This window comes from Streptomyces lunalinharesii (assembly GCF_039532155.1).
GTDB lineage: Bacteria > Actinomycetota > Actinomycetes > Streptomycetales > Streptomycetaceae > Streptomyces > Streptomyces lunalinharesii.
Map to the genome: position 1 here is coordinate 56653 of NZ_BAAARK010000008.1, position 19117 is coordinate 75769.

Here is a 19117-nt window from a genome sequence, read left to right on the forward strand (position 1 = left end):
GAGTGCACGCCAACTTCGGTCAGCGTGGCCCGGTGCCCGCGGAGAACGACGGGCGCAGCGGTTCCGCGGAGCCGGCCGTCGACACGCCGGGACGCGGCGCCCGCAGGGAGTCCCGGCCGCCCTTGGGGGGCGCGCCGGAGGACGGGGCGTCGACGCCGGTGGTGCTGGCCGGCGGCGCGGGGCTCTGCCCGCGGCCGGCGGCGCCGCGGTAGACGGCGCTGAAGGCCAGCGCCACCAGTCCGACACCCATCACGACGGCCAGCACCCAGGCGATGGGGCGGTGCCACCGGGCGGTGCCGCGGTAGGGGCGCAGGGACCCGCCGTAGGGACCGTAGGGGTCGTCCGGCGGAGAGGCGGCGCGGTCACCGAGGCGCGCGGCGGCGGCGTCGTGGTCGTAGTCGTCGTCCGGTCCGAAACCGCCCCCCGGGCGGGCGGCCGCCTCGGCCTCCGCGCGCGCCTCGGCGGCGGCCAACATCCGCTCGACCGCCGAGGGCTCGTGGATCGTCGCGGACCGTACGAATTCCTCGTCGAAGACCACGGAAGCGAACTCCTCGTCCGCTCGTCCGTGGCTCCCGTGGTGGTGCTCGTCGGGCTCTTCGCCGTCCGGGAACGGCTTGCCCCCCACGTCGTCCGGCACCCGTCCAGAGTAGCCCCGGCCGGACCTTTTGGGCAGGGAGCGAAGCGGTCGGATAGCGGCGGAACGGGGCCGTCCGCCCGGTGGGATCAGCGGGTGTGGCCGTCGCCCGTGACGATGTACTTCGTGGACGTCAGCTCGGGCAGGCCCATGGGGCCACGGGCGTGCAGCTTCTGGGTGGAGATGCCGATCTCGGCGCCGAAGCCGAACTGGCCGCCGTCGGTGAAGCGGGTCGAGGCGTTGACCGCGACCGTCGTGGAATCCACCAACTGGGTGAAGCGGCGGGCGGCCGCCTGCGAGCCGGTGACGATCGCCTCGGTGTGACCGGAGGACCAGCGGCGGATGTGCGCCACCGCGGCGTCCAGGTCGGGCACCACGGCGGCCGCGATGTCGTAGGAGAGGTATTCGGTCGCCCAGTCCTCGTCGGTGACCGGGGCGACCAGGCCGGGGCCGACCTGCTGCCAGGCGGCGTCGCCGTGCACCACCACGCCGGCCTGGGTCAGCGCCTCCAGGGCGCGCGGCAGGAACTTCTCGGCGATGCCGGCGTGCACCAGCACCGTCTCGGCGGCGTTGCAGACGCTGGGGCGCTGGGCCTTGGAGTTGACCAGGATGTCGATCGCCATGTCGAGGTCGGCGGCTTCGTCGACGTAGACGTGGCAGTTGCCGGTGCCGGTCTCGATGACGGGCACGGTGGACTCCTCGACGACCGTGCGGATCAGGGCGGCGCCGCCGCGCGGGATCAGCACGTCGACCAGGCCGCGGGCGCGCATCAACTCGCGTACCGAGTCCCGGCTCTCGCCGGGCACCAGCTGGACGGCGTCGGCGGGCAGCCCGGCGCTCTCGACGGCGCCCCGCAACACGTCCACCAGCGCGCTGTTGGAGGCGTAGGCGGAGGAGGAGCCGCGCAGCAGCACGGCGTTGCCGGACTTCAGGCAGAGGGCGGCGGCGTCCACCGTCACGTTGGGCCGGGCCTCGTAGATGATGCCGACCACGCCGAGCGGGACGCGGACCTGGCGCAGGTCGAGGCCGTTGGGCAGGGTCGAGCCGCGCAGCACTTCGCCGACCGGGTCGGGCAGCCCGACGACCTTGCGGACGTCGTCGGCGATGGCGGCGATCCGGTCGGGGGTGAGGGTGAGGCGGTCCACGATCGACGCGGAGGTGCCGGCGGCCCGGGCCTTCTCGACGTCCTGGGCGTTGGCCGCCACCAGGGCGTCGGTCTGCGCCACCAGGGCGTCGGCGATGGCGAGCAGCGCCCCGTCGCGGGCCGTGCGCGGCAGCGGGGCCAGGACGGCGGCTGCCTCCTTGGCGCGGCGGGCGGTGTCGAGGACGGGCGAGGACGGGGATGCGCTGCTGGTCATGGCCGCAGCCTAACGCCGCGCCGGACGGCGGCCGCGCCGGATCCCACAGAGCGGGACGCCGGTCACACCGGCGGTGCGACCGGTGGACCGTCGTGCGGGCCGGTGCGCTACGGCGCCGCGGGGGTCGCGTCCCCCGCGGGCCGTCCGATGGGCCCCGGTGGGGCCGGGGCGCGGAGCAGTCGGGGCGTTCCTAGTAGGGGTGCACGCCGACCGGTGAGGCCGGCGGCGGCCCGTAGCCCTCGGCGACGCGCTGGTGGTAGGTCTCCCGGTCGATGACCTCCAGGCCGACGATCTCCCAGGGCGGCAGCTTGGCCGTCGAGCGGTGTTCGCCCCACAGGCGGAGGGCGACGGCCGCCGCATCGTGCAGGTCCCGGGCCTCCTCCCAGTACCGGATCTCGGCGTGGTCGTTGGCGTAGCGGCTGGTCAGCAGGAACGGGTGGTCGTGGGCGAGCTGTTCGAGCGCCCGCCGGACCTCCTTCAAAGGGGCCTCGGCGCCCGAGACGCTGAGGGTGACGTGCCACAGCCGGGACGTCTCCCGGCGCTCGCCCTCCCGCGCCCGCGGCGCCGTCCGGTCCCGTTCCGCACGCCTGCCGGGCTCGTCCGGCAGGGCGGCGCTCCGTCCGGTCCTGACGCTGGTCAGTGTGCGCTCCGCCGTCCCTCGGGCCGGAGCCCCTGGGCGCCCTCGTGTCACCGGCGGCCTCCTGTGATGCGAATCGCTCCGCCCCTCCACGGTGCGGAGCCGACTGGTGCGGTCGTCCTTCGACGTCTGCGCTCGCGCGCTGCGGGCGCCGCTTTGCTGCGGCGCCCCCGCAACAAAGTTGACCAGCCCGCGGCCGCTCGCGGGGCCGTTTTGCCGAAGGTCCCCGGTGAAAGGCTGATGAAGCCCGGCGCCGGGCCGGCCGCACCGGGCACCCGTCAGCGGCGGTTCAGTGCTGGAGCAGCACCAAGTCGTCGCGGTGCACGACCTCGCGCTCATACGCCGGTCCGAGCTCGCGGGCCAGATCCCGGGTGGAACGACCAATCAATCGGGGGATTTCCCGGGCGTCGAAGTTGACCACCCCACGGGCGACCGCGCGACCGCCCGCGTCCCGCAGCTCGACCGGGTCCCCGGCGGAGAAGTCGCCCTCGACGGCGCAGATGCCGGCGGGCAGCAGCGAGGAGTTCCGTTCGACGACGGCCTGCACCGCGCCGTCGTCCAGCACCAGGGCGCCCTGCGGCGCGGAGGCGTGGGCCAGCCACAGCAGCCGGTCGGCGGTGCGGCGGCCGGTGCGCAGGAAGTGGGTGCCGGTGGTGGCGCCGGCCAGCGCGTCCGCGGCGTGCACGGCGGAGGTGAGCACGACCGGGATGCCGGCCGCGGCCGCGATCCGGGCCGCCTCGACCTTGGTGACCATGCCGCCGGTCCCGACGCCGGACTTGCCGGTGCTCCCGATGGAGATGCCCTCCAGGTCCTTGGGGCCGCTGACCTGGTCTATCCGGGACGTACCGGGCAGGGACGGGTCGCCGTCGTACAGACCGTCCACGTCGGAGAGGAGGATCAGCAGGTCGGCGCGGACGAGGTGGGCGACGAGGGCGGCCAGCCGGTCGTTGTCGCCGAAGCGGATCTCGTCGGTGGCGACGGTGTCGTTCTCGTTGACGATCGGCACCGCCCCCATGGCCAGCAGCTGGTCGAGTGTGCGGCAGGCGTTGCGGTAGTGGGCCCGGCGGCTGGTGTCGTCGGCGGTGAGCAGCACCTGGCCGACCCGGCGGCCGTACCGGGCGAAGGACGCGGTGTAGCGGGCGACCAGCAGGCCCTGGCCGACGCTCGCGGCGGCCTGCTGCCGGGCGAGGTCGCGGGGGCGGCGGTCGAGCCCCAGGGGGGCCAGGCCGGCGGCGATGGCCCCCGAGGAGACCAGCACGACCTCCTTGTCCTGGTACTTGGCGAGGACGTCCACCAGGGCGTCGACCCGGTCGGCGTCCAGCCCTCCGGCGGCCGTGGTCAGCGAGGACGAGCCGACCTTCACCACGATGCGGCGGGCGTCCGCCACGCCCTCCCGGCCCCGTCCGCCGGTGGACGGCGTCCCCGCCCCGTCACCGCCCTCGGTCGTGGCCTTCCGGGCCGCCCCTTCGCCTCGCGTTGCCGCAGCCACCTGCATACCCCTGTGCTCGCCGATCCCTCTGCCGTACGGAAGCCCGTACAGCGGCAAATCTACGGCAGCGGCCTCGGCGGGCGCCTCGCCATATCGCCTGGCGGACGCCCCGGCGGACAGCGGGGCCGGGCGACCGGCGGGTCGGAAACGAAGTCGGGCCGAAAAGAACTAAGACGGAGAATGACACTCGAAGGTTGCGTTCGATTGGTCCGTTTCGCGGCGAAGAGAGCCACAGCAGATTGTCACCAAGGCCAACAAGGTCATACGGTCGGGTGTCCATCGGTCCCGTTTCGCCGCTCCTGCGGCGTCGCAGCGCGGGACCCGGCCGCCGTCCCCGGCCTCCCCCCATGACCTTTCTGCTGCCAGGAGCCCTCCCCCGTGCCTTCCGCCGGAATCGCCCCCAGACGAGCCGTCCAGCTCGCGGCGCTCTTCGCGATGATGGTCGCGTTCACCGCCCAGTTGATCGGCGCGCTGCTGCCCGTCATTCCGCTGTTCATCGCAGCGTCCGTGGTCAACCTGGTTCTTGACCTGGTCCTCCAGCACCAGCAGCCCGGACTGCTGGCCCTCCTCGGCCGGATCCGCTTCGACGTGACGGTGCGTCAGCTGCTGCGGGACATGCTGATGCTGGTCGGCCTCCTGCACATCGACGGCATCAACCCCCTGGAGGAGCAGGCCCCCCTCACCATCACCCTGCTCGCCTTCTACGGCACCCACTTCGTGTGCCAGGCGGTCGCGGTCCTGGTCCGCCGCTCCCGGAGCCTGCCGATCGTCACCCGCAACGTCGACGCGAGCGCACTGGGGCTCACCGACGCCCCGCCGCGGCTCCTCTACCGCCAGACCGGCCGCCGGCTGCTGCGCTTCTCGGTGCCCACCACGGCCGGGATAATGGTCACCGCGATCACCGGCAACGCCTTCTGGGGCGGCATCGGCATCGGCGTCGCCCTGCTGCTCTCCGCCGGCGGCACCCTCTACCTGAGCACCTGGCTGCTGCCCGGGAAGCAGGTCGTGACCGAACAGCGCGCCCTGGAGTGGCTGGACGGCTGGCTGGCCGCCTACCGCCCGACCCTCGGCATGTACTTCTCCGGCGGCGCCGCCTCCGCCTACCAGGCCAACATGTGGCTCGGCACCCTGGCCGAACTGGAGGGCCGGCCGATCATCGTGCTCCGCGAGCGGTTCATGGTGCAGAAGATCGAGGCCACCGACATCCCGATCGTCTGCATCCCGAAGGTCGCCCACCTGATGCGGCTGGAGCACTCCGCCCTCAAGGTGCTGCTGCACCCGGCGAACTCCGGCAAGACCTCGCAGATCCTGCGGATCCCCTCCATCAAGCACGCGTTCATCAACCACGGCGAGAGCGACAAGCTCTCCTCCTGCAACCCCTACGCCAAGGCGTACGACGAGGTGTGGGTGGCCGGCCCGGCCGCCCGGGACCGCTACCAGCTCGCCGACATCGGCATCGAGGACAAGGACGTCGTCGAGGTCGGCCGCCCCCAACTGGCGTCGATCCGCCCCTACGAGGGCGCCCCGCTCGGCCGGTACACCACCGTGCTCTACGCCCCCACCTGGGAGGGCTGGGACGGCAACCCGGGCAACACCTCGGTGGTCCTGGCCGGCGAGAACATCGTCAGCGCCCTGCTCGCCGACCCCGCCGTGCGACTGCTGTACAAGCCGCACCCGATGACCGGGTCGGTGGACCCGCGGGCCGGTGCCGCCAACGCCCGCATCCAGGCGATGATCGCGGAGGCCAACGCCGGGCGCGGCGGCGCACTGCCCGGCCCGGAGGCGGCCGCCGAACTGGCCCGCCGCACCGCCGAACTCGACCGGCTGACCACCGCCGACTTCCGCAAGAGCGCCGACGAACTGGAGCGGATGCGGCTCCAGAGCACGCCCGAGGAGGGCCGCGCGGCGGCCGTCGAGGCCGCGGTCGTCGCCTGGGAGGAGGCGTACTGGAACTCCTTCCCGGAGTGGGAGCACCGCGTCATCACCACCGTGCGCCCCGGCATCTTCACCTGCTTCAACCAGGCGGACCTGCTGGTCAGCGACGTCTCCAGCGTGGTCTCCGACTACCTGACCAGCGAGAAGCCGTACGCGGTCGCCAACACCTCCGGGATGACCGAGGACGACTTCCGGGCGAACTTCCCGACCGTACGGGCGGCCAGCGTCCTCGCCCCCGACGCGTCCGGGGTGCCCGCGCTCCTGGAAACCGTCCGCGCCCCGGGGCGGGACACGATGGCCGCGGACCGCGCCGAACTCAAGGAGCACCTGCTCGGCCCGTCCGACCCGCCGTCGGCGGTCCGCTTCAACCAGGCCGCCCTGGACCTGCTCTTCGAGGCCGACGAGCGGCAGCGCCGGATGGAGAGCCGGCTGTCCGGGATCCCCGTGCAGCGCTCGCAGCAGGACGTGACCGGCGCCGAGACGGCCCGGCACGGCTCCGGCGGCGCCCCGGACGCCACCGCCGCCGTCTGACCCCGCAGGAGCCCGCGCACGGCCCGCACACGCCCGCAGGCCCCGGGAGGAGCGTTCCTCCCGGGGCCTGCGGGCGTGCGTGCCGGCCCGGTCCAGCCGGGCGGGCGGGCGGGCTCAGAACGGCGAGAAGCCGTCGTACTCGCCCTGCGCCTCGTCGCGCTCCGCATCGCGGTCCCGGCGCCGCTGGGCCGCCGGACGCGGGGCCTCGAAGCGGTGGTCCTCGCCACGGCGGCCGAGCATCTCCGCACCGGCCGACATCGTCGGCTCCCAGTCGAAGACCACGGCGTCCTCTTCGGAGCCGATCGCCACGCCGTCCATGGCGCGGGCGCCGGCCTTGAGGAGCGCGTCCTCCACGCCCAGGCGGCTAAGCCGGTCGGCCAGGTAGCCCACCGCCTCGTCGTTGCTGAAGTCGGTCTGGTGGACCCAGCGCTCGGGCTTCTCGCCCCGGACGCGGAAGAGGCCGTCGGCCTCCTTGGTGACCGTGAAGCCCGCGTCGTCCACCGCCTTGGGGCGGATCACGATGCGGGTGGCCTCCTGGGCCGGCTTGGCGGCCCGCGCCGTGGCGACGATGTCCGCCAGGGCGTACGACAGCTCCTTGAGGCCCTGGCGGGCGATCGCGGAGACCTCGAAGACGCGGTAGCCGCGCGCCTCCAGGTCCGGGCGGATCATGTCGGCGAGGTCCTGGCCGTCCGGGATGTCGACCTTGTTGAGCACGACCACCCGCGGCCGGTCGCCGAGGCCGCCGTACTGGGCCAGCTCCGCCTCGATGACGTCGAGGTCGGAGACCGGGTCGCGGTCCGACTCCAGGGTGGCGGTGTCCAGGACGTGCACCAGCACCTCGCAGCGCTCGACGTGCCGCAGGAACTCCAGGCCCAGGCCCCTGCCCTGGCTGGCGCCCGGGATCAGACCGGGGACGTCGGCGATGGTGTAGACCGTCGCGCCGGCGGTCACCACGCCGAGGTTGGGCACCAGCGTCGTGAACGGATAGTCGGCGATCTTCGGCTTGGCGGCCGACAGCACCGAGATCAGCGAGGACTTGCCGGCGCTCGGGTAGCCGACCAGCGCGACGTCCGCGACGGTCTTCAGCTCCAGCACGATGTCGCGGCCCTCGCCGGGCTCGCCGAGCAGCGCGAAGCCGGGCGCCTTGCGACGGGCCGAGGCCAGCGCGGCGTTGCCCAGGCCCCCGCGGCCGCCCTGGCCGGCGACGAACTGCGTGCCCTGGCCCACCAGGTCGGCCAGCACCTCGCCGTTCTTGTCCAGCACCACGGTGCCGTCGGGCACCGGCAGGATCAGGTCCTTGCCGTTCTTGCCCTCGCGGTTGTCGCCCGCGCCCGGCTGGCCGTTGGTGGCCTTGCGGTGCGGGTGGTGGTGGTAGTCGAGGAGCGTGGTGACGTCCTGGTCGACGACCAGGATCACGTCACCGCCACGGCCGCCGTTGCCGCCGTCGGGGCCGCCGAGCGGCTTGAACTTCTCCCGATGGACGGAGGCGCAGCCGTGGCCTCCGTTACCAGCGGCGACCTGCAGCTCGACGCGGTCCACGAAGGTGGTCATGGTGGGGATGCCTCCAGATCAGCGGGGTTTTCGTGCGTTCTCAGCGGAATATCCGCCTACGCCCGGGAACACCGCGCGTACAGCGGGATTGTCTTGTTCATAACGCGCCAAGGGCGGACCGGTCTTCCCGCTTGGCGCGAGAAGAGGCGGTCCGCCCCTGACGTGCTGTCGACGTGTGTCGTCCGGGCCGAAATTACTCGGCGACCGGGACGATGTTCACGACCTTGCGGCCGCGGAAGGTGCCGAACTGCACCGCGCCGGGCTGCAGGGCGAACAGGGTGTCGTCGCCACCGCGACCGACGCCCGTGCCCGGGTGGAAGTGGGTGCCGCGCTGGCGAACCAGGATCTCACCGGCGAGGACGGCCTGACCGCCGAAGCGCTTCACGCCGAGCCGCTGAGCATTGGAATCGCGACCGTTCCGAGTGGACGATGCGCCCTTCTTATGTGCCATGTCTCCTCAGTCCCTTACTTCGCCGGAGCGTCGATGCCGGTGATCTTCAGCGCCGTGTGGAGCTGGCGGTGGCCGATCCGCTTCTTGTAACCGGTCTTGTTCTTGTACTTCTGGATCCGGATCTTGTCGCCCTTGTGGTGGTCGACGACCTCGGCCTGGACCTTCACGCCGGCCAGGACCCACGGGTCGCTGGTGACCGCGTCACCATCGACGACCAGCAGCGTGGAGAGCTCGACGGTCTCGCCGACGTTGCTGGTGGAAATGCGGTCAACCTCGATGACGTCGCCAACAGCAACCTTCTGCTGGCGTCCGCCGGTGCGCACGATCGCGTACACGCGGAACTCTCTCTCCTTAGAAACGGATCCTCTGATGCCAGCCGCTCTCACGGGCTCAGGGACGTCCCATGCAATCCGACCCGTGGACCACGAGTGGGACGAGCGGCCTCCCTCGGCGAGGCCGAGAGGTGTTTGCTCAGAAGGCGCGGTGCCACACAGACACCGACGGTCAAGGTTACGGGGCCTTGACCAGGGGGTCAAACCGGCCCCGGACCGCCTCGCGACGGTCCGGGGCCGGGCACTGCTCAGTCCTCCGCGGAGGCCGGCGCCGCAGCGGCCGCGGTCTTCTTCGCCGCCGCCTTCTTCGTCGTCGTCTTCTTCGCGGTGGTCTTCTTGACCGCGGCCTTCTTGGCGGTGGTCTTCTTCGCCACCGTCTTCTTGGCCGTGGTCTTCTTCGCCGCCGCCTTCTTGGCGGTCGTCTTCTTCGCCGCAGCCTTCTTCGCGGTCTTCTTGGCCGCGGGTGCCGGCTCGACGGCCTCCGCGCCCTCAGCGCCCTCGGCGGGCTGCTCGGGGGCCTCGACGCCCGGCTCCGCGGCCGGCTCCGTCACCGGCGCGCCGATGACGATCGTCCCGGCCTCCCCGGCGACCTCGGGCGCACCCGCCGGAGCGGACACCCGACGGGTGGCGCGGCGCCGCGGACGGGCCGGTGCGGGCTCGGCGACCGCGGCGGCCTCGACCGCTTCGGCGACGGGCTCGGGAGCGGGCTCCGGCTCCGCGACCGGGGCGGTCGGCTCGGCGGCCGGCAGCACGATCGCGGCGGCCGCTGCGGCGGCCTTGGGCGCGCCGGCCGGGGCCGACACCTTGCGGCTGGCCCGACGGCGGCCCCGGCCGCGCCCGATGGCGGCGGCCTCGGCCTCCGCGGCGCTGCCGTACCACTCGTCGGCACCGTCCATCGACGGCTGCAGCTGGGACTCGGTCACCGCGACCGGCTCCAGCTCCGGCGCCTCCTCCTCGGCCATCGCGGCCGGCTCCGCCGCGCCCTCGGTGACGGCCTCGGCGGGCTGCTCCGGCTGGGCACCGTTCGCCCCGGCCTTGCCCTTCTTCTTGCGCTTGCCGCCACCGGCCGACGGCTGGTCCATGTGGACGAGCACGCCGCGGCCGTTGCAGTGCACGCACTGCTCGGAGAACGACTCCAGCAGGCCCTGGCCGACCCGCTTGCGGGTCATCTGGACCAGGCCGAGCGAGGTGACCTCGGCCACCTGGTGCTTGGTGCGGTCCCGGCCCAGGCACTCCAGCAGGCGCCGCAGCACCAGGTCCCGGTTGGACTCCAGGACCATGTCGATGAAGTCGACGACGACGATGCCGCCCAGGTCGCGCAGCCGCAGCTGGCGCACGATCTCCTCGGCCGCCTCCAGGTTGTTCCGGGTGACGGTCTCTTCGAGGTTGCCGCCCTGGCCGGTGAACTTCCCGGTGTTGACGTCGATCACGACCATGGCTTCGGTCTTGTCGATCACCAGCGATCCGCCGCTGGGCAGCCAGACCTTGCGGTCCAGCGCCTTCATCAGCTGCTCGTCGATCCGGTACGTCGCGAAGACGTCGACCTCGGAGGTCCACTTCTGCAGCCGGTCCACGAGGTCCGGCGCGACGTGCGAGACGTAGCCGTGGATGGTCTGCCAGGCGTCGTCACCACTGACGATGACCTTGGAGAAGTCCTCGTTGAAGATGTCCCGGACGACCCGGACGGTCATGTCCGGCTCGCCGTACAGCAGGCTCGGCGAGCCGGTGGAGGCCGCCTTCGCCTTCTTCTGGATCTCTTCCCACTGGGCCTGCAGCCGCTCGACGTCGCGGCGCAGCTCGTCCTCGCTCGCGCCCTCGGCGGCGGTGCGCACGATGACGCCCGCGTCCTCGGGGACGATCTTCTTGAGGATCTGCTTCAGCCGGGCCCGCTCGGTGTCCGGGAGCTTGCGGCTGATGCCGGTCATCGAGCCCTCGGGCACGTAGACCAGGTAGCGGCCGGGCAGCGAGACCTGGCTGGTCAGCCGGGCGCCCTTGTGGCCGATCGGGTCCTTGGTGACCTGGACCAGGACGGACTGGCCGGACTTCAGCGCGGTCTCGATGCGGCGCGGCCCGTTGGCCATGCCCAGCGCCTCGAAGTTGACCTCGCCCGCGTACAGCACGGCGTTGCGGCCCTTGCCGATGTCGACGAAGGCGGCCTCCATCGACGGCAGGACGTTCTGCACCTTGCCCAGGTAGACGTTGCCGACGTACGAGGTGGCCTGCTCCTTGTTGACGAAGTGCTCCACGAGCACGTTGTCCTCAAGGACGCCGATCTGGGTGCGCTCGCCGCTCTGGCGGACCACCATCACCCGCTCGACGGCCTCCCGGCGCGCCAGGAACTCCGCCTCGGTGATGATCGGCACCCGGCGCCGGCCCTGCTCGCGCCCCTCGCGGCGGCGCTGCTTCTTGGCCTCCAGGCGCGTCGAGCCCTTGATGGACTGGACCTCGTCGGCGCCGGTGCCCTCGTCCTTCTTGCGGGGCTCGCGGACCTTGACGACCGTGCGCTCCGGGTCGTCGGTGTGCGAGCCGTCGGGCTCCGCGCCCTCTCCGCTGCGCCGGCGACGACGACGGCGACGACGGCTGCTGGAACTGCCGCCGGCCTCCGGGTGGTCCTCGGCGCCTTCCCCGGCCTCGGCGGCCTCGGGCTCCTCGTCGTCCTCGGCGGCACCGCCGTCGGCGAACTGCTCCTCGGCTCCGTCGACGGCCTCACCGCGGCGACGGCGACGACCGCCCCGACGGCGGCGGCGCGAGGGACGCTCGCCCTCGTCGCCGGTCCCGGCCTCGGCGTGCTCCTCGTCGGCTTCCTCGACCTCGGCCTCGACGGCGGCGGGCGCGGTCTCGGCGGGCACGGTCTCGGCGGCCGCGGCAGCGGGCTCCTCGACCGGTGCCGGCGTCACGGCCTCGACCTCGGCCGGCTCACCGCGACGACGGCGACGGCGGCGCGACGGCGCGGGCGCCTCGTCCGGCGTCTCCACGACCGGCTCGGGCTCCTCCTGGCGCGCAGCGGCGTGCGCGGCGGCGGCGCTCTCGGGGGTCTGGAACATCGGCTCGGCGAAGACCGGCGCCTGGAAGACAGCCGTCGGCGGCCGCTGCGCCCGGCGGCGCCCGCGCGCGGGCGCCTCGGTCGCCGGCTCCTCCGCGGTCGGGGCCGCGGGCGCCTCGTCGGCCGGCGCCTCGACGGACCGCTCGGTACGGCGGCGCGACCGGCGCCGCGGCGCCTCGGCCTCGGGGGTCTCCTCGGCGACCGGCGCCGGCTCGGCGGCGGGGGCCGCTTCCTCGACGCTCACCTGCGGCGCACCGGCCGGAGCGGTCACCTTGCGGGTCGCCCGACGACGGGTGCGCGCCGGACGCGCCTCCTCCTCGACGGGGGCGGCGGGGGCCTCGACGGCCTCCGCGGCGGCTTCCTCTTCTTCTTCCGCCTCCTCGGCGGCGGGCTCCTCGACGACCGGCGTCGCGGCGGCCGGCGCCGTCGCCTTGCGGGTCGCGCGGCGACGGGCACGGGCCGGACGGGCCTCGTCCTCCGCAGCGGCGGCGGCCGGGGCCTCCACCGCGGCAGCGACCGGCGCCGGCTCGGCGGCGGGGGCCGCTTCCTCGACGCTCACCTGCGGCGCACCGGCCGGAGCGGTCACCTTGCGGGTCGCGCGGCGGCGGGTACGGGCCGGACGGGCCTCGTCCTCAGCAGCGACGGCGGCCGGGGCCTCGACGGGCTCGGGCGTGACGGCGGTCTCGGCGGCGGCCGGGGAGCCGGCCGCGGCGGTGGCCTTGCGGGTCGCGCGGCGGCGCGGGCGGGCCGGACGCTCTTCGTCGGCGGCGGGCTGCGTCGCGGCAGCGGGCGCGGCGTCCTCGGTGGGGGTGGTGTGGTTGGCCGGCGGGTCGTCGCTCACCACGGTGTTACGGGCGCCCTTACCGGCGGGCGGTCCGGCCGGGCGGGACGCCACCCGGCGCCGGCGGCGCGGCGGCAGCGTGTCGCTGGGCGAGTTGTCGGTGTCACCCTCGTGGTCCGCGGACCGCGTGGATTCGGTGGGCTCAATAGATTCGAGCATGCGGGCGGTTCTCCCGTCACGCTCCCGGGCGCCGCGCCTGATTCCGGCCGCGGTCCGCGCGCTGGGCGCGGTTCCGCAGTCCGGGGCGCGGGCGCCGCACGGGAGCTGTCGTCTCGCTCGCCGGGCCCGTGGACCGGACCGGCGAAAGTCTCCTGGTCAGTGCGTCTGCCGGACCGGGGTGGCACCCTGGTGGATCGGCGACGCGACGACGCGTCCTACGCAGTGCCGTCCCCGGAAGTGGCCGGGGAGGCCCCGCCCTGCACCGTCGCGGTACTCAGCCCAGCAGCCGCAGATGGTGCGGCCGTGGCAGCGTCGCGGTCGGGCGCCAGCGGGTCGGTCACCGTGCCGGTCTCCTCATCGAGCAGCCCCTGCGCCAGCCTGGTCACCCCTGCGGGGACCGGCGGCGCCAGGTCGGCCGTAACCCGGAGGCCGGACAGGACGTCGTCGGGTCGTACGGCAGGTGTCAGATGCCGAACAACCAGCCGCAGTATCGCACAGGCATTGCCGTCGGGCCTATCGCTGTGGATCGAGGTGGCCTCCAGCTGTGCCACCGCGCCCCGGGCGTCGAAGCTCCGCATGCCGTTCTTGGTGCGGCGCTCGACCAGCACCTCCTCGGCGGCGAGGAACGCCTCGACGGCGCGCCCGGCCTCCTCGGGGGCGACCCCGTCGAGCCGGATCTCCCAGACCGACGCCTGGAGCCGGTCGGCGAGGCCGCTGGTGCGCGCCTCCACCGCGTCGGTCACGTCGAGGCCGTCCGGCAGCGACGCGTCGAGCAGGGTGCGCAGGGTCTCCGGGTCGCGGTGCGCGGCGAGTTGGATCTCCAGGTACTCGGCCTCGCTGCCGGTGCCGGTCGGCGCCGCGTTGGCGTACGACACCTTGGGGTGCGGGGTGAAGCCCGCCGAATAGGCCATGGGGACCTCGGCGCGGCGCAGCGCCCGCTCGAAAGCGCGCTGGAAGTCGCGGTGGCTGGTGAACCGGAGGCGGCCGCGCTTGGTGTAGCGCAGTCGGATGCGCTGCACCGCCGGTGCGGGCGGCGGGCCTTCGGGCTGTCGCTTGCCCAGTGTTACTTCTCCTTGGTTTCAGGGCGCGGCGGGTGCCGCCCCGTCCGGCCCGTCCCCCGCGTGGGCGGGGGCACATCGTGCCCGGACGTCTTTACCTAGAGTACGTGCCGCGCCCGCCGGCGGTTCCCGCCGGGGCGCCCCGGTCCCGTACCGCGGCCCCGTCCGCCCGGCGAAATCCATTCGGACGAGTGGGCCGCCGAGCGGCGGGGCAGCGCGCTCAGGCAGAGATCCAGTACCGGAGCTTCGCCGCCCGGCGGTCCTCGAAGACCCCGCCGCACGCCTCGATCACCCGGCGCGAGCCGGTGTTGGTGTCGTCGCAGGTCACCAGCACCGGATCGACGCCCAGCCGGTGGGCGCGGGGCAGTACGGCGCGCAGCATCGCGGTGGCGTGCCCCTGGCGGCGGGCGGTGGGGCGCACCGCGTAGCCGATGTGGCCGCCGTAGGCGTGCAGGGACGGGGTGAGTCGGTGCCGGACGGTGATCCGGCCCAGGTAGGCGGCGCCGTCCACCCACCAGAACGTGGAGGTCGGGACCGGGCCGTCGATCCGCTCGTCCGCGACGACCCCGGCCACCTGCCGGACGTAGGTCGCGAAACCCTCCGCGGTCGACCAACGGGGCTGCCAGGTCCGCAGTTCGCGGCCGAGGCTGGAGTGCGGGGAGCGGTGCACGCCCTCCGCGCGGAATTCCGCCATGGCGGCGAGGAAGGAGTCGTGGACGCGGACGGTCGGGGCGGTCAGGTGCGGGGACATGGCCGTCATTCTGCGCGGGCGGACGGCCGGTGGGTACGCCGCCGGCCCGGCCCCGCAAGAAAGCGGGGGCCGGGCCGGCGGATCGCGCGGAGCCCTCCGGTGACGGCCGCGGCCGTCACCGGATCACTTGACGACGGTCAGCGGCAGCAGCTTCTTGCCGGTGGGGCCGATCTGGATCGAGGTGTCCATCTGCGGGCACACGCCGCAGTCGAAGCACGGGGTCCAGCGGCAGTCCTCGACCTCGGTCTCGTCGAGGGCGTCCTGCCAGTCCTCCCAGAGCCAGTCCTTGTCGAGGCCGGAGTCGAGGTGGTCCCAGGGCAGGACCTCCTCGTAGCCGCGCTCGCGGGTGGTGTACCAGGCGACGTCCACGCCGAAGTCGGGCAGCGTCTTCTCGGCGCACGCCATCCAGCGGTCGTAGGAGAAGTGCTCGCGCCAGCCGTCGAAGCGGCCGCCGTCCTCGTAGACCGCGCGGATGACCGCGCCGATGCGGCGGTCACCGCGGGAGAGCAGGCCCTCGACGATGCCCGGCTTGCCGTCGTGGTAGCGGAAGCCGATGGAGCGGCCGTACTTCTTGTCGCCGCGGATCTTGTCGCGGAGCTTGGCGAGCCGGGCGTCGGTCTCCTCGGCGGAGAGCTGCGGGGCCCATTGGAAGGGCGTGTGCGGCTTGGGGACGAAACCGCCGATGGAGACCGTGCAGCGGATGTCGTTGGACTTGGCGACCTCGCGGCCCTTGGCGATGACGTTGATCGCCATGTCCGCGATCTGGAGCACGTCGTCGTCGGTCTCGGTCGGCAGACCGCACATGAAGTAGAGCTTCACCTGGCGCCAGCCGTTGCCGTAGGCGGTGGCGACGGTGCGGATCAGGTCCTCTTCGGAGACCATCTTGTTGATGACCTTGCGGATGCGCTCGCTGCCGCCCTCGGGGGCGAAGGTCAGGCCGGAGCGGCGACCGTTGCGGGTCAGCTCGTTGGCAAGATCGATGTTGAAGGCGTCGACGCGGGTCGACGGGAGCGACAGCCCGATCTTGTCTTCCTCGTACCGGTCGGCGAGGCCCTTGGCGACGTCGCCGATCTCGGTGTGGTCCGCGGAGGACAGCGACAACAGGCCGACCTCCTCGAATCCCGTGGCCTTCAGGCCCTTCTCCACCATCTCGCCGATGCCGGTGATGCTTCGCTCCCGCACGGGACGCGTGATCATGCCGGCCTGGCAGAAACGGCAGCCGCGGGTGCAGCCACGGAAGATCTCGACCGACATCCGCTCGTGGACGGTCTCGGCCAGGGGGACGAGCGGCTGCTTGGGGTAGGGCCACTCGTCGAGGTCCATGACGGTGTGCTTGGAGACCCGCCACGGGACGCCGGAGCGGTTCGGCACGACGCGCGCGATGCGGCCGTCGGCGAGGTACTCGACGTCGTAGAACTTCGGGACGTAGACGTTGCCGGTGCGGGCCAGCCGGAAGAGGAGTTCGTCGCGGCCGCCGGGGCGGCCCTCGGCCTTCCACTCGCGGATGATCCGGGTCATGTCCAGGACCGCCTGCTCGCCGTCGCCGATGACCGCGCAGTCGAGGAAGTCGGCGATCGGCTCGGGGTTGAAGGCGGCGTGCCCGCCGGCCAGGACCAGCGGGTGGTCCTCGGTGCGGTCCTTCGCCTCCAGCGGGATGCCGGCCAGGTCCAGGGCGGTGAGCATGTTGGTGTAGCCGAGTTCGGTGGAGAAGCTCAGGCCGAAGACGTCGAAGTCGCCGACGGGCCGGTGGCTGTCCACGGTGAACTGCGGCACCTCGTGCTCGCGCATCAGCGCTTCGAGGTCCGGCCAGACGCTGTAGGTGCGCTCGGCGAGGACGCCCTCCTGCTCGTTGAGCACCTCGTAGAGGATCATGACGCCCTGGTTGGGCAGCCCGACCTCGTAGGCGTCGGGGTACATGAGCGCCCAGTGGACGTCACATGCCTCCCACGGCTTGACCGTGGAGTTCAGCTCGCCGCCGACGTATTGGATCGGCTTCTGCACGTGTGGGAGCAGAGCTTCGAGCTGCGGGAAAACCGACTCGGACATCTCGAACCTTCGTGGGCTGACGGGGGGCGACTCACAAGCGTAACCCGGTTGGCGCCCCCCGACGGACGGACGCGGGTGCGCGGCCGGCGGTCAGACCCGCAGCGCGGTGCGGTGCTTGCGGCGGGAGACCTCGGCCCACAGGGCCGGCAGTTCCCGTTCGCGGCAGGCGGCCCGGGCCTCCTCGCGGCCGTAGAGCAGGCCGAAGGTGAAACCGCTCTCACCGGCGCTGCGGGCCTGGGTGGCCAGCTCGCGCAGGGCGGCGCGGGCGACCACGCTGTCCTGGTGGTCGCCGAGCAACTGCTGGACCTCTTTGGTGCGCCGAGTGAACTTCCGGGCGGGGCGACCGAGCGCCGGGCCGGCCGCCTCCGCCGCGTACCGGGTGCGCTTGGCGGCCTTGCGGGCGCGGTGCAGCGCCTCGTCGCGGGCCGGTCCGGCGGGGGCGTCGAGGGCGGCCTCGACGCGGCGGGCCAGCCGCCGGTAGTCCTTCAGGACGGCGCCGGCGACGACCCGGGGCGCCGGGCGGGCGGCGGGGCCGCGCAGCGGCGGGGCGTCGAGCAGGGCGTGCAGGCCCTCCAGGAGGGCGAGGTAGCGGGGGCCGTCGAGGGCGGCGAGCAGGCGGTCCCGGGCCCCGGCGCGGTGCCGGACCGACCAGGTGCGCAGCCGGGCCGACACCGGTCCCAGCCGTAGTGGTCGGGGCACCTCCGCCAGGGCGGCGGTGAGCCGCTCGGTGAGCACTTCCTGGTCCCGCCCGATCCCCAACTCCGCTGCCAGCCATTTGAGTTCGGCACCGAGCGGGTCGGTCGCGGCCTGGTTGAGGACCGCGCCGTACGAGCGGAAGGCACTGCGCAGGCGGCGGGTGGCGACGCGCATCCGGTGCACCGCGTCGGGCAGGTCGCGGCGGGCCGCCGGGTCCAGTTCGACGAGCGCCCGCACCTGTGCGCGGACGTAGCGCAGCACGACGTCCCCGGCGGTGCGACCGCGGTGCCCGTCGGTGCGGTCGGCGCCCGCGGAGGCGGGCCGGGCGGCGGCGCCCTCGGCCGGGCGGTGCGGTGCGGTCTCCGTCAGGGCGCGGGCCAGTTTGGACGGGGCGGCGGCGGGCCGCGCCCCGGCCCCGGTCAGCACCTCCTCGACGGCGTCCAGCAACTCCTGGCCGGCGGTGGCGCCGGGCGCCAGCTCGACCTCGATCTCCCCCCAGCGGGCCGGTCCCGGCGCGCCGTCGGGGTGCAGTCGCCACGCCTCGACGTCGTCCACCGCGACCTCGGCCAGCAGCGCACCGGCGGCGTCGTGGAGTTCGTGGACCGTGCGGCGGGTCCGCAGGCGCACGAGGGGGACCAGCGGGGCGTCGCGGGTGCGGGAGCGGACCAGCGCGGTCAGTTCGGGCGGCGGGGCGTCGGCGAGCGGGGCGCGGATCTCGTCGCGGACCGAGCCGGTGACGCCGGGGAGCGTGGCCGGGAGCTTGAGGTGCCAGCCCGCGTCGGGGCCGCCGGTGCGCCGCCGCAGGGTGATCCGGTCGGCGGCCAGGCGCTGGTCGGCGGTGTCGTAGTAGCGGGCGTCCAGGGTCTCGGGGGCGCGCTCCACCACGGCCGCGACGCGGGCGGCGCGGCTCAGGTCGGGCAGGCGGCCGGGGGCGGCGCCGAGGGCGGATCCTCGACCGCCTGCCTCGTATTTCCGCTCGATCTCCCGCACGGTGTCCACCATGCATCGAATCTAGTCAGCCGCAACGAGGCCGACCAGCCCACCGGCACCGGTCCGTATCCGGGACGGGTGGCACCGCCGACGCGCGGTGTCTTACCGTGTGTGACAGTTCGCCCACACAGCGTGGCATTCAGCGTTCGACCGACACCGGGAGACACCGTGCACCCCGATACCGCAGCCCTCGCCCGGAGCCCGCTCCGCGTCGCGGCGGGCGCCCGCCCGTACGTGCTCACGGCGCCGAGCCGCCCCACCGCCCCGAAGACCGCGCGGGACTTCGTGCGGGCGGTGCTGCGGCGCGGGCCGCTCGCCGCCCTGCGCGACACCGCCGTGCTGTTGACCTCGGAGGCGGTCACCCGGGCCCATCTGCGCACGCCGGGTACGGCGGACGTCCTGCTGCGGCTGGTGACCGCGTCGCACGGGCTGCGGATCAGCGTGCACGACGAGGGCGCCCAGTTCGTCCCCGGCCCGGCCCGGGGGCCCGGCGACCGGGACCCGGCGCACGGACTGCTGCTGATCAGCCGGCTCGCCGACGACTGGGGGACGACCCCGTTCGAGGGGCCGCCGCACACCACGTCCCTGTGGTTCGAGCTGCACACCGGGCGCTGA

General features: G+C 73.7%; 14 protein-coding genes. 2 read left to right on the top strand and 12 right to left on the bottom strand.

Annotated elements, in window-relative coordinates; translation table 11 throughout:
- Window positions 1–19: 19 nt before the first annotated feature.
- The 4 genes from ABD385_RS15100 to proB form a co-directional block, all read right to left on the bottom strand.
- Complete coding sequence (locus ABD385_RS15100) at window positions 20–637, bottom strand: SCO2584 family spore wall biosynthesis protein (protein ID WP_344575815.1); 618 nt, start codon at window positions 635–637, stop codon at window positions 20–22.
- Between the two features lie 86 nt (window positions 638–723).
- Window positions 724–1992, bottom strand: a complete 1269-nt coding sequence (locus tag ABD385_RS15105; protein ID WP_344575816.1) for a glutamate-5-semialdehyde dehydrogenase — start codon at window positions 1990–1992, stop codon at window positions 724–726.
- Between the two features lie 190 nt (window positions 1993–2182).
- A complete protein-coding gene (locus ABD385_RS15110) occupies window positions 2183–2683 on the bottom strand; it encodes a hypothetical protein (protein WP_344575817.1) in 501 nt (166 codons plus the stop codon).
- Between the two features lie 235 nt (window positions 2684–2918).
- Window positions 2919–4016, bottom strand: coding sequence for a glutamate 5-kinase (gene proB / locus ABD385_RS15115; RefSeq protein WP_344576130.1), 1098 nt, complete (start codon window positions 4014–4016; stop codon window positions 2919–2921).
- Between the two features lie 480 nt (window positions 4017–4496).
- On the opposite strand from proB, the gene ABD385_RS15120 reads away from it, so the two are divergent.
- Entirely contained in the window at window positions 4497–6584 is a 2088-nt protein-coding gene (locus tag ABD385_RS15120; protein ID WP_344575819.1) for a hypothetical protein, read from the top strand.
- Between the two features lie 114 nt (window positions 6585–6698).
- On the opposite strand, the gene obgE is transcribed toward ABD385_RS15120, so the two are convergent.
- The 8 genes from obgE to ABD385_RS15160 form a co-directional block, all read right to left on the bottom strand.
- Window positions 6699–8135 carry a GTPase ObgE gene (obgE, locus tag ABD385_RS15125; protein WP_344575821.1) on the bottom strand — a complete coding sequence of 479 codons (1437 nt, stop codon included), beginning with the start codon at window positions 8133–8135 and terminating at the stop codon, window positions 6699–6701.
- A 193-nt stretch (window positions 8136–8328) separates the two neighbouring features.
- Window positions 8329–8586 (bottom strand): 50S ribosomal protein L27, encoded by a 258-nt coding sequence (rpmA, locus tag ABD385_RS15130; RefSeq protein ID WP_016574171.1) that lies wholly within the window; start codon window positions 8584–8586, stop codon window positions 8329–8331.
- 14 nt (window positions 8587–8600) lie between these two features.
- Window positions 8601–8921, bottom strand: coding sequence for a 50S ribosomal protein L21 (gene rplU, locus ABD385_RS15135; protein ID WP_344575823.1), 321 nt, complete (start codon window positions 8919–8921; stop codon window positions 8601–8603).
- A gap of 245 nt (window positions 8922–9166) precedes the next feature.
- Window positions 9167–12961, bottom strand: a complete 3795-nt coding sequence (locus ABD385_RS15140) for an Rne/Rng family ribonuclease (RefSeq protein ID WP_344575824.1) — start codon at window positions 12959–12961, stop codon at window positions 9167–9169.
- A gap of 215 nt (window positions 12962–13176) precedes the next feature.
- Entirely contained in the window at window positions 13177–13980 is an 804-nt protein-coding gene (locus tag ABD385_RS15145; protein ID WP_344575826.1) for a TIGR03936 family radical SAM-associated protein, read from the bottom strand.
- Window positions 13981–14239: 259 nt separating this feature from the next.
- Complete coding sequence (locus tag ABD385_RS15150; RefSeq protein WP_344575827.1) at window positions 14240–14770, bottom strand: GNAT family N-acetyltransferase; 531 nt, start codon at window positions 14768–14770, stop codon at window positions 14240–14242.
- 123 nt (window positions 14771–14893) lie between these two features.
- The gene (locus tag ABD385_RS15155; RefSeq protein WP_344575829.1) at window positions 14894–16816 is read right to left on the bottom strand and encodes a TIGR03960 family B12-binding radical SAM protein; all 1923 of its coding nucleotides are present in this window, start codon (window positions 16814–16816) and stop codon (window positions 14894–14896) included.
- A gap of 90 nt (window positions 16817–16906) precedes the next feature.
- Complete coding sequence (locus ABD385_RS15160) at window positions 16907–18514, bottom strand: CYTH and CHAD domain-containing protein (protein ID WP_344575830.1); 1608 nt, start codon at window positions 18512–18514, stop codon at window positions 16907–16909.
- Between the two features lie 156 nt (window positions 18515–18670).
- Here ABD385_RS15160 and ABD385_RS15165 point away from each other — a divergent pair, with 156 nt between their 5' ends.
- Entirely contained in the window at window positions 18671–19117 is a 447-nt protein-coding gene (locus tag ABD385_RS15165) for an ATP-binding protein (RefSeq protein ID WP_344575831.1), read from the top strand.